The following is a 10764-nucleotide window of genomic DNA, read 5'->3' as shown; positions in this document are numbered from 1 at the left end:
CTCAACCCTCGATTCCGAGCTCGTTGTCGATGAATTGGAAGATCTCGTCGTCACTTGCCGATCCGAGCGAGACCTCGTCACGACCGCCCCCCGGGTCGTCCTCCAACTGCGCCAGCAGTTCGCGTACGCGGCCGGCGAGCCGGGTGCGCGCCTCGTCGTCCTCGCCGACGCCGGGCAGTGCCGCCTCCAGCTCCAGCACCGCCCGCAGCACCGCGTCCTCGCCGCTGGGCGCCGCCTCGGGTGTCACCAGGGTCAGCAGGTGTCGGGTCAGCTCACCGGGTGAGGGATGGTCGAACAGCAGCGTGGCCGGCAGGCGCAGCCCGGTGAGGGCGTTGAGCCGGTTGCGGAACTCGACGGCGGTCAGCGAGTCGAATCCGAGGTCGAGGAACCCGCGGTTCTGGTCGATCAGGGCGCTGCCGTCGTGGCCGAGGACCATCGCGGCCTGCCCGCGGACCAGGGCAGCGACCTCGCGCTCCTGCTCGTCCGGGGTGAGCCGGGCCAGCCGGTCGCCAAGCGGCTGGTCGGCGACCGGGTCGGCGGCGGCCCGCAGGGGCGCCCGTACCAGCGACCGGAAGACCGGGGCGATGAGCCCCGCCGCGGCCTGCGCCCGCAGCGACTCCCGGTTGAGCCGGGCCGGTACGAGCGTCGGCCCGGCGGGTCGTTGCAGTGCCGCGTCCAGGAGGGCCAGACCCTCCGCGACGGTCAGCGGAAGCACGCCTGTGCGGTTCATCCGGGCCAGGTCGGCCTGGCTCAGGTGGGCGGTCATGCCACTGCTCTGCTCCCACAGACCCCAGGCCAGGGCGACCGCCGGCAGGCCCCGCGCCTGCCGGTAGTGGGCCAGCTGGTCGGTGAAGGCGTTGGCGGCCGCGTAGTTGGACTGGCCGGCGGCGCCGATCACCCCGGCGATGGAGGAGAAGAGCACGAACTGGACCGACGGGGCGGCCGCCGTGAGCCGGTGCAGGTTCCAGGCGGCGTCCACCTTGGGCCGCAGAACGGCGTGCAGGCGGTCGGCGGTCATCGTCTCGATCAGGCCGTCGTCGAGCACGCCCGCCGCGTTGATCACGGCGGTGAGGGGGTGCGCGGCCGGGATGTCCCGCAGCAGGCGGGCCGCCTGCCGCGGATCCGCCGCGTCGGCGGCGACGACCCGGACCTCGGCGCCGGCCGCGCGCAGGTCGTCGACCAACGCCTCGGCGCCGGGCGCATCCGGGCCGCGTCGGGTGGCCAGCACCAGATGGCGTACGCCGTGCCGGGTGACCAGGTGCCGGGCGACGACCCCGCCGATCACGCCTGTGGCGCCGGTCATCAGCACCGTCCCCTCCGGGTCGAGGCGCGGCGCGTCGGTGGTCGCCGCGGCCCGGCTCAGTCGGGGGAGCAGCACCGTGCCGGTGCGTACCGCGAACTGCGGCTCGTCGGTGGCCAGCGCGCCCGGTAGCCGTTGCAGCGACGCGTCGGTGCCGTCGAGGTCGGCGAGCACGAAGCGGCCCGGATTCTCCGACTGCACCGAACGCAGCAGGCCCCACAGCGGCGCGCAGGCCAGGTCGGGATGCGGTTCGTCGTCGTCGGTCCGGACGGCCCGCTCGGTCACCAGCACCAGGCGGGTCTCGGCCAGGTCCGGCGCGGCCAGCCAGTTCTGCGCCAGCAGCAGGATCCGTTCGGCCCCGCCGTGCGCGGCGGACACCGGATCGGCGGCGGGACCGTCAGGTGCGGCGGCCAGGGTGTCCGGTACGGCGTCGCGGGCGGATGCCAGCACGACGTCCGGTGCGCGCTCGCCGTTCGAGACGGCCTCGGTCAGGGCCTCCAGGTGGGGGAACTCCCGCACCGACTCCCCGGCGCGTGACAGCGCCCCGGCCAGGCCGCGGTCGGAGCCGAGCACGGCGAAGCGCACCGCCTCGGCCCGCGTCCCCGGCGGGATCGGCGTCCAGCCGAGCTGGAAGAGGTTCTCGGTGCCGGCCGACCCGCCGCTGCGCAGTTGCTCCGGGTCGACGGGGCGCAGTGCCAGCGACTCGACGGTCAGCACCGGCGTACCGGAGCCGTCGGCGAGCGCGAGTCGTACGGTGTCCGGGCGGTCCGCTCCGACCGGCGTCATGCGGACCCGCAGCACGGCGGGGTCCACTGCATGGGGGCGGACGCCGCTCCACGAGAACGGCAGGCGTACCCGTTCCAGGCCACCGGGCTCCAACGCCGCGGTGTGCAGCGCGGCGTCGAGCAGCGCCGGGTGCAGCGTCCAACCGGTGCGATCCAGGGCGTCCGACAGGCGTACCTCGGTGAACAGCTCCGGGCCGCGGCGCCAGGCGGCGACAAGCCCCTGGAACGTCGGCCCGTACTGGTAGCCGAGCTGGTCGAGCCGGTCGTAGAGGTCCGTGACGTCGATCGGCTCGGCGCCCTCGGGCGGCCACGACGCGTCGGCAGGCGCCGCCGCCTGGACGGCGTCGGTCACCAGGCCGGCGGCGTGCCGGGTCCACGGCCGGTCCTCTCCGGGTGTCGCCTGCCGGCTGTGCACGGACACCTGACGTGTGCCGTCCGCGGCCGGGGCGCCGACCACCACCTGGAGCTGGACGTCGTGCTCGGCATCGAGCATGAGGGGGGCGTCCAGGGTGAGTTCCTCGACGGCGGCGCAGCCCACGTCGCCCGCGGCGGTCAGCGCCATTTCCAGGAACGCGGTGCCGGGCAGCAGCACCACGCCCGCCACGGCGTGGTCGGCCAGCCAGGGCTGCGTCCGCAGCGACAGCCGACCGGTGAGCAACCGGGTGTCGCTGTCGGCGGGCGACAGGGCGGCGGACAGGAACGGGTGCGCGGTCCGGTCCAGGCCGGCCGAGCTGACGTCGACGGCGGCCGTGGGCGGCTCGTCCAGCCAGTACCGCTGCTCCTGGAACGGGTAGGTGGGCAGCACCGGGCCGATCGCCGGCAGCCGCTCGCCCAGCATCGCGGCCCAGTCGACGGCGCAACCCCTGGTGTGAACCGCCGCCGCGGCACCGAGGAAACGCGACCATCCGCCGTCGTCACGCCGCAACGTGCCGATCGCGGCCGGTACGCCGGCACCGACCTCCGTGGCCTCGAACGTCTCCTGAAGCCCGACGGTGAGTACCGGGTGCGGGCTGCTCTCGACGAACAGGCGGTGGCCGTCCGCGAGCAGGGACCGGGTGGCGTGGTCGAAGTGGACGGTCTGACGCAGGTTGCGGTACCAGTAGTCGGCGTCCAACTCGGCGGGGTCGATCCGTGAGCCGGTGACCGACGAGTAGAAGGCGATGTCGGTGCCGCGGGGACGGATGCCGTCGAGCGCCGCGAGCAGTTCGTCGCGCACGGCCTCGACGTGCGCGGTGTGCGAGGCGTAATCCACCGGGATGACCCGGACCCGGGCGTCGTCCCTCGTCGCCGCGACGAACTCGGTCAACGCCTCGGCGTCACCGGCCACCACGGTGGAGGCGGGCCCGTTGACGGCGGCGACGGCGAGCCGGTCGCCCCAGGGCGCGAGCCGCGCCGCAACCTCGTCGGCGGCCAGCGCGACCGAGGCCATCCCACCGAGCCCGGCCAGCTTCACCAGCAGACGGCTGCGCAGGGCGACGACCTTCGCGCTGTCGGAGACCGACAGCGCGCCGGCGACGCAGGCCGCCGCGATCTCACCCTGGGAGTGCCCGACCACCGCGTCCGGGCGTACGCCCGACGCCTGCCAGAGCCTCGCCAGGGACACCATCATGGCCCACAGCAGCGGCTGCACCACGTCCACCCGGTCCAGCGGGCCGGCCTCCGGCCCGGCACGCAGCACCTCGATCGGCGACCAGTCCACGAACGGGGCCAGCGCCTCGGCGCAGTCCTCGAGCGCGGCACGGAAGACCGCGGACTGCTCCATCAACTCGCGCGCCATCCCGGCCCACTGGGAACCCTGGCCGGGGAACACGAACACGGTTCTGCCGTCCGCCCGCTCGCCCGGTCCGACCAGACCGGGCACCTCGACGCCGGCGGCGACCGCGCGGAGCCCGGCCACCGCGTCCGAGTCGTCGGCCACCAGGACGCTCTGTCGCTCGAAGCGGCTGCGCCCGGTCGCCATCGCCCGTGCCACCTGGGCGAACGGCACGACGCTCTCGGCCAGGTGCGCGGCGAGCCGCTCGGCCTGGGCGCGTAGGGCGGCGTCGGAACGCCCGGACAGCAGCCACGGCCGCGGCGACGTGTCGCCGGTCTGCTCCGGTGCCGCAGGCTGCTCCGGCGCCTCGACTCGCTCCGGCGCCTCGATGACCAGGTGCGCGTTGGTGCCGCTCATTCCGAACGCGGACACCCCGGCCCGGCGTGGACGGCCGTTCTCCGGCCACGCGACGGCCTCGGTGAGCAGGCTGACCGAGCCGGCGCTCCAATCGACGTGCGGGCTCGGCGCGTCGATGTGCAGGGTCGCCGGAAGTCGGCCGTGCCGCATCGCCTCGACCATCTTGATCACCCCGGCGACGCCTGCCGCCGCCTGCGTGTGCCCGATGTTCGACTTCACCGACCCGAGCCAGAGCGGCCGCTCGGGGTCGCGGTCGCGGCCGTACGTGGCGAGCACCGCCTGGGCCTCGATCGGATCACCAAGCGTGGTGCCGGTGCCGTGCGCCTCGACGACGTCGACGCCGTCCGGCTCCAGCCCCGAATTCGCCAGCGCCTGCCGGATCACCCGTTGCTGGGCCGGCCCGTTCGGAGCGGTCAGCCCGTTCGACGCGCCGTCCTGGTTGACGGCCGAGCCGCGGATCACAGCGAGCACCGGGTGGCCGTTACGACGCGCGTCGGAGAGCCGTTCCAGCAGCACGACTCCGGCCCCCTCACCCCAGCCGGTGCCGTCCGCGGCGGCCGCGAACGGCTTGCACCGGCCGTCCGGGGACAGAGCCCGCTGCCGGCTGAACTCCACGAAGGTGCTGGGCGTGGCCATCACGGTCGCCCCGCCGGCCAGCGCGAGATCGCACTCGCCCTGCCGCAGGGACTGCGCCGCCTGATGGATCGCCACAAGCGACGAGGAACAGGCGGTGTCGACAGTCACGGCGGGGCCTTCCAGACCCAGGACGTACGAGATCCGGCCGGAGGCGACGCTCGCCGCGCTGCCGATGTCGAGGTACCCCTCGTACCCGTCCGGCTTGCGGTGCAGCCGTGAGCGATAGTCCTGGTAGACGACACCGACGAACACGCCTGTGTCGCTTCCGTGCAGGGCGGCCGGGTCGATGCCGGCCCGCTCGATCGCCTCCCAGGCCACCTTGAGGAGCAGCCGCTGCTGCGGGTCGGTGGCGTACGCCTCGCGCGGGCTCAGCCCGAAGAAGTCGGCGTCGAAGTGCGCCGCGTCGTAGAGGAAGCCACCCTCACGCGTGTAGCTGGTCCCGGTGTGATCCGGGTCCGGGTCGTACAGGCCTGCCGCGTCCCAGCCCCGATCGACAGGGAAACCCCCGACCGCGTCCCTCTCCTCGATGGTCAGCCGCCACAGGTCCTCCGGCCCTGTCACCCCGCCGGGGAACCGGCAGCCCATCGACACGATCGCCACGGGTTCGTCTGTGGTTCCCCGGTGTGCCGCGACGGTCCGGGACGGTGCGACCTCCTCCCCGAGCAGCTCGGCGATCAGCACGTCGACGAGCGCGGACGGCGACGGGTGGTCGAACACCAGCGTGGGCGACAGCGCCAGGCCTGTCGCCTCGACCAGCCGGTTGCGCAGGGACACCGCGGTCAGCGAGTCGAAGCCCAACTCCTTGAACGCCCGCCCGGGTTCGATCCCGGCTGGATCGGCGTGGCCGAGCACGCCGGCCACGTGGGTACGGACCACGGCGAGCATCGCCGCCAGCCGGTCGGCGGCACTCATCGGCAACAGCCGACGGCGGAGTGAGCCGCCCTCCGCCCCCGCCGCAGCCGCCGCCCGCCGCAGCCGCGCGGGCACCAGCCCGGACAGTGCCGCCGGCAGCACTCCGGCCCGCGCCCGCGCGCGCAGCCGGCCCGGCGGGAGGTCGGCGAGCACGGTCACCGGTTGCCCGGTCTCCCACGCCTGCTCCACGAGCGGGAGGACGTCGGTGGTCGGTTCGGTGGCGAAGACGATGGTGAGCGCCGGCAGACCGGCAGCCCGACGCACCGCGGTCAGGGCGCCAAGAAAGCCGGCCGCCGCCTCGTCGTGCAGGTCGGGACCATGATCGCCGGTCGCGCCGGCGGGATCGGCGATGACTGCCAGCGTGACGAACGCGGCGGGCTGCCGGTCCATCGTCAGGCGGTGCAGCCGCCAGGCCGTTTCCGGGCGGGCCGGGTGCCGGGCCGCGTCGGTGTCGATCACGGCGGCCAACCGCCGGTCCGCCGGTATCTCCCGCACCGCCGCCTCCAACGCGCCCGGCTCGCCGGGGTCGGCCACGCGCAGCACGTGCGCGTGGCCGAACCTCTCGGCCAGGACATCGGCGTACGGCCCCGAGCCGGTCACCAGGACCGCGTCCTCCTCGTCGACCTGCCCAGCCGTGCCGCCGGGCGTGCTGGTGACGCGGGTGAGCCGGGGGGCCAGCAGCAGACCGTCGCGAGCGGCGACCCGGGGCTCCTGTGTGGCAAGCGCGGCTGCGATGACGGCGGAGTCCGGCGGGGCGTCGACGAGCCGGATCCGATCGGTGTCCTCCAGGCGGGGCGAGGCGAGCAGGCCCCAGATCGCCGCGGCGCCGAGGTCGCGTACGTCCTCGTCCCCCACGGCGACCCCACCGTCGGTCAGCACCACCAGGAGGCGGCCGTCGGGATCGCGCTCCAACCACTCGCGTACCACGTCGAGTGTGTGCTCGGCGGCCTCGCGGGCGCGCGCCGGCAGGTCGTCATCGTCACCGGGCCGTGGCCGGCAGACGAGGAGCACCGCGTCCTCAGCACCTGTCGGCGACGCGGCGACCGTCCGACCGGGACCACTCAGGGCCTGTGCCAGCTCCGGATCGTCAAGCGCCGCCCACCGGCCCGGGTCGGCGGTCTCCGGCCCCTCGATCGTCACCCAGTCCGGGACGTACGCCTGGGCGAGCGCGACGGCCGTCGTCGTGGCCGGGACGGTTCGGTCGTCCAGCCGCACCCGGGCGGTGAGCACCCGATGGCCGGCGGGGTCGCTGACCAGCAGATCGACATCGTCCGTGCCGTTCGGGCTGACCCGCACCCGCAGTGTCGCCGATCCAGTGGCGTGGAGCTGTACGTCCCGCCAGGTCCAGGGCAACGCCACCGCGCCGGCCGGGCCCGCCCCCGGCAGGGCCGCGTGCAGCGCGGCGTCGAGCAGAGCAGGGGCGATGGCGTACGCGTCGTCGGCGGTCGGGATTGAGATCTCGGCGTAACGGACGTCGTCCCGCGCCCAGGCGGCGCGCACCAGGCGCAGGTCGGGCGGAACCGTCAGCCCGTCGGCGTCCAGCTCGCCGTAGAGGCCGTCCACATCGACCGGCTCCCCGCCGGGCGGCCATTCCTCGTCGGTTGGCCCGCCCACGTGCGCCTCGGCTGCCAGCGACCCGGTGGCGTGCCGGGTCCAGACGGCGCCGTCGGCGCTCCCGTAGATCTCGATCGGTACGTGTCCCTCCCCGTCCGGTGCGCCGGCCCGCAGTTGAACCGTGAGGGCGCCATCTCCGTCGAGGGTGATCGGCACGGCGACATCGAGTGCGGCCACCCGCGGGGCGTCGATCTGCGCGCCCGCGTGCAGGAGCAGCTCCACAAGTGCCGCTCCCGGTACGACAGGTGTCCCGCTGACCATGGGCCACGCGCGGCTGCCCGCCGCGATGCGGCCGGTGAAGACCCAGCCCGTGCCGTCCGCCTGGCGCAGCGCCGCGCCCAGGAACGGGTGCCCGGTCGGCGTGAGGCCCGCCGTCCTGACGTCGCCGCCGGCGGTGGGGTGCAGCCAGTAGGTGTGGTGTTGGAAGGGGTAGGTGGGGAGGTTGGTGGTGGGTGGTGTGGTGGGGGGTGGGAGGTGGTGGGTGTGGGCGAGGGTGGTGAGGAGGGTGGTGGTTTCTTGTTGGTGTTTGCGGGTGGTGGGGTGGGCGGTGGTGGTGGGGAGGTTTTCGTGGGTGAGGTGGGTGAGGGTGGCGTCGGGTCCGAGTTCGAGGTAGGTGGTGACGCCGTGGTTGTGCAGGGTGTGCAGACCGGTGGCGAATTGGACGGGTTGTTCGATGAGGCTTGCCCAGTAGTGGGGGTTGGTGAGTTGTTCGGTGGTGGCGATGGTTCCGGTGAGGTTGGAGATGATGGGTGTGGTGGTGGGGTGGTAGGTGACGGTGGCGGCGGTTTTGGCGAATTGTTGGGCGGCGTGGTGCATGAGGGGTGAGTGGAAGGCGTGGGAGACGTTGAGGGGGGTGACTTTGTAGCCTTCGTTTCGCCAGTGTTGGGCGAGGGTTTTGAGGGTGTGTGTGGGGCCGGCGATGACGGTGTTGGTGGGGGAGTTGTGGGCGGCGATGGTGGCGGTGGGGTGGTGGGTGAGGGTGTGGTGGAGGTTGTGGGGGTGGGTGTTGATGGCGAGCATGGTGCCGCCGGGTGGGAGGTGGTGCATGAGGGTGGCGCGGGTGGTGATGAGGTGGGCGGTGTCGGTGAGGGTCCAGAGTCCGGCGAGGTGGGCGGCGGTGAGTTCGCCGATGGAGTGGCCGAGGTAGTAGTCGGGGGTGAGGTTGAGGGTGGTGAGGAGGTGGTGTAGGGCGGTGTGGATGGCGAAGAGGGCGGGTTGGGTGTAGAGGGTTTGGTTGAGGTGGTGGGGGTTGGTGCCCCAGATGATGGTTTTGAGGGGTTGGGGGAGGTGGGGGTCGAGGGCGGCGCAGGTGGTGTCGAAGGCGTGGGCGAAGGCGGGGTAGGTGTGGTGGAGTTGGCGGCCCATGTTGAGGTGTTGGCTGCCTTGGCCGGTGAGGAGGTAGGCGGTTTTGCCGGTGGGGGGTGGGTTGGTGAGGTGGGTGGGTCCGGGTTGGTTGGTGGCGAGGGCGTGGAGTTGGTGGGTGTTGAAGATGAGGGCGGTGTGGGGGAAGCGGGTGCGGTGGTGGAGTGTGGCGGCGATGGCGGCGGGTGGGGTGTGGGGGTGGGTGTCGAGGTGGTGGGTGAGTTGTTGGGCGTAGGCGGTGAGGGCTTGTGGTGTTTTCGCGGAGATGAGCCACGGCGTCGTCCAGTCGGCCTGCTCGGTGTCGTGCCCCGACTCTTGGTCTGATTCCCGGCCGCTTTCCTGACCTGATTGCTGGCCCGTGTCCTGACCTGACTTCAGGCTCGCGTCCCGTCGCGAGTCTTCACCTGTTTCGGCGTCTGTTTTCTCGCCGGTTTTAACGCCGGTGTCCTGGCCGGTCTTGTCGCGTGTTTTGCGGCCTGCTTTTTGGGCCGTTTCTTCGGCGGTGTTGACGCCGGTTTCCTGTGGTGCTTCGGGGGTGGGTTGCTCGTCTGTCTGCTGGTGTGGCTGTGAGGTGGTGTCTTGGGTGTTGGTGGTGGGGGTGGGTGGTTGTTCGATGATGATGTGGGCGTTGGTGCCGGAGATGCCGAAGGAGGAGATGGCGGCGCGGCGGGGGTGGTTGGTGGTGGGCCAGGGTGTGGTGGTGGTGAGCAGTTGTAGGGGGGTGGTGTGCCAGTCGATGTGGTGGGTGGGGGTGGTGGTGTGGAGGGTGGGGGGGAGGGTGGCGTGGTTGATGGCTTGGATCATTTTGATGGTGCCGGCGGCTCCGGCGGCGGCTTGGGTGTGGCCGATGTTGGATTTGATGGAGCCGAGGTAGAGGGGGTGGGTGCGGTGGGGGGTGTAGGTGTTGATGAGTGCTTGGGCTTCGATGGGGTCGCCGAGGGTGGTGCCGGTGCCGTGGGCTTCGATGGCGTCGATGTCGGTGGGGGTGAGGTGGGCGTTGGTGAGGGCGGCGTGGATGACGCGTTGTTGGGCGGGGCCGTTGGGGGCGGTGAGTCCGTTGGAGGCGCCGTCTTGGTTGATGGCGGAGCCGCGCAGGATGGCGTGGATGTGGTGGTTGTTGGTGTGGGCGTCGGTGAGGCGTTCGAGCAGGAGGAGTCCTGCGCCTTCGCTCCAGCCGGTGCCGTCGGCGGTGTCGGAGAAGGGTTTGCAGCGTCCGTTGGGGGCGAGGCCGCGTTGGCGGGAGAATTCGATGAAGACGTTGGGGGTGGCCATGATGGTGGCGCCGCCGGCGAGGGCGAGGTCGCATTCGCCGTTGCGTAGGGCGGTGGCGGCGTGGTGCATGGCGACCAGTGATGAGGAGCAGGCGGTGTCGATGGTGACGGCGGGGCCTTCGAGGCCCAACGTGTAGGCGATGCGGCCGGAGGCCACACTGCCGGCGCTGCCCGTCATCACGTACGCCTCGACATCTTCAGGCGTTCGTTGGATCAGACGACCGCCGTAGTCGGAGTACATGATCCCGGCGTAGACGCCGGTGCGGGTGCCGCGCAGGGTGGTGGGGTCGATCCCCGCGTGTTCGATCGTCTCCCACGCCGTCTCCAACAACAGCCGCTGCTGAGGATCGGTGGCCAGAGCCTCCCGAGGACTCATCCCGAAGAAGTCCGCGTCGAAGTCACCGGCGTCGTGCAGGAAGCCGCCTTCGCGGCAGTAGGTGGTGCCGGGGTGGTCGGGGTCGGGGTCGTAGAGGGCGTCGATGTCCCAGCCTCGTCCGGTGGGGAATCCGGATACGGCGTCGCGGCCCTGAACGACCAAGTCCCACAGGTCATCGGCCGACCGCACACCCCCGGGGAAACGACAACCCATGCCCACCACCGCGATCGGCTCACGGGCGCGGTACTCCAGATCCCGGACGGTCCGCTGGGCCTCGTCGACCTCGCGGGCGAGCCGTCGTACGTGCTCCCGTAGGCGATCCTCGTTGCTTGTCATCT

The 10764-nt window shown here is 72.4% G+C and carries 1 protein-coding gene; it reads right to left on the bottom strand.

What is annotated here, in order from left to right; all coding sequences use genetic code 11:
- Window position 1 precedes the first annotated feature (1 nt).
- Entirely contained in the window at window positions 2-10762 is a 10761-nt protein-coding gene (locus tag OOJ91_RS07655; protein ID WP_266243884.1) for a type I polyketide synthase, read from the bottom strand.
- Window positions 10763-10764 lie beyond the last annotated feature (2 nt).

Origin of the sequence: Micromonospora lupini, from assembly GCF_026342015.1 — a bacterium.
GTDB lineage: Bacteria > Actinomycetota > Actinomycetes > Mycobacteriales > Micromonosporaceae > Micromonospora > Micromonospora lupini_B.
The sequence above is the reverse complement of the archived record's forward strand: the minus strand, read 5'-3'. Positions and strand labels throughout refer to the sequence as shown.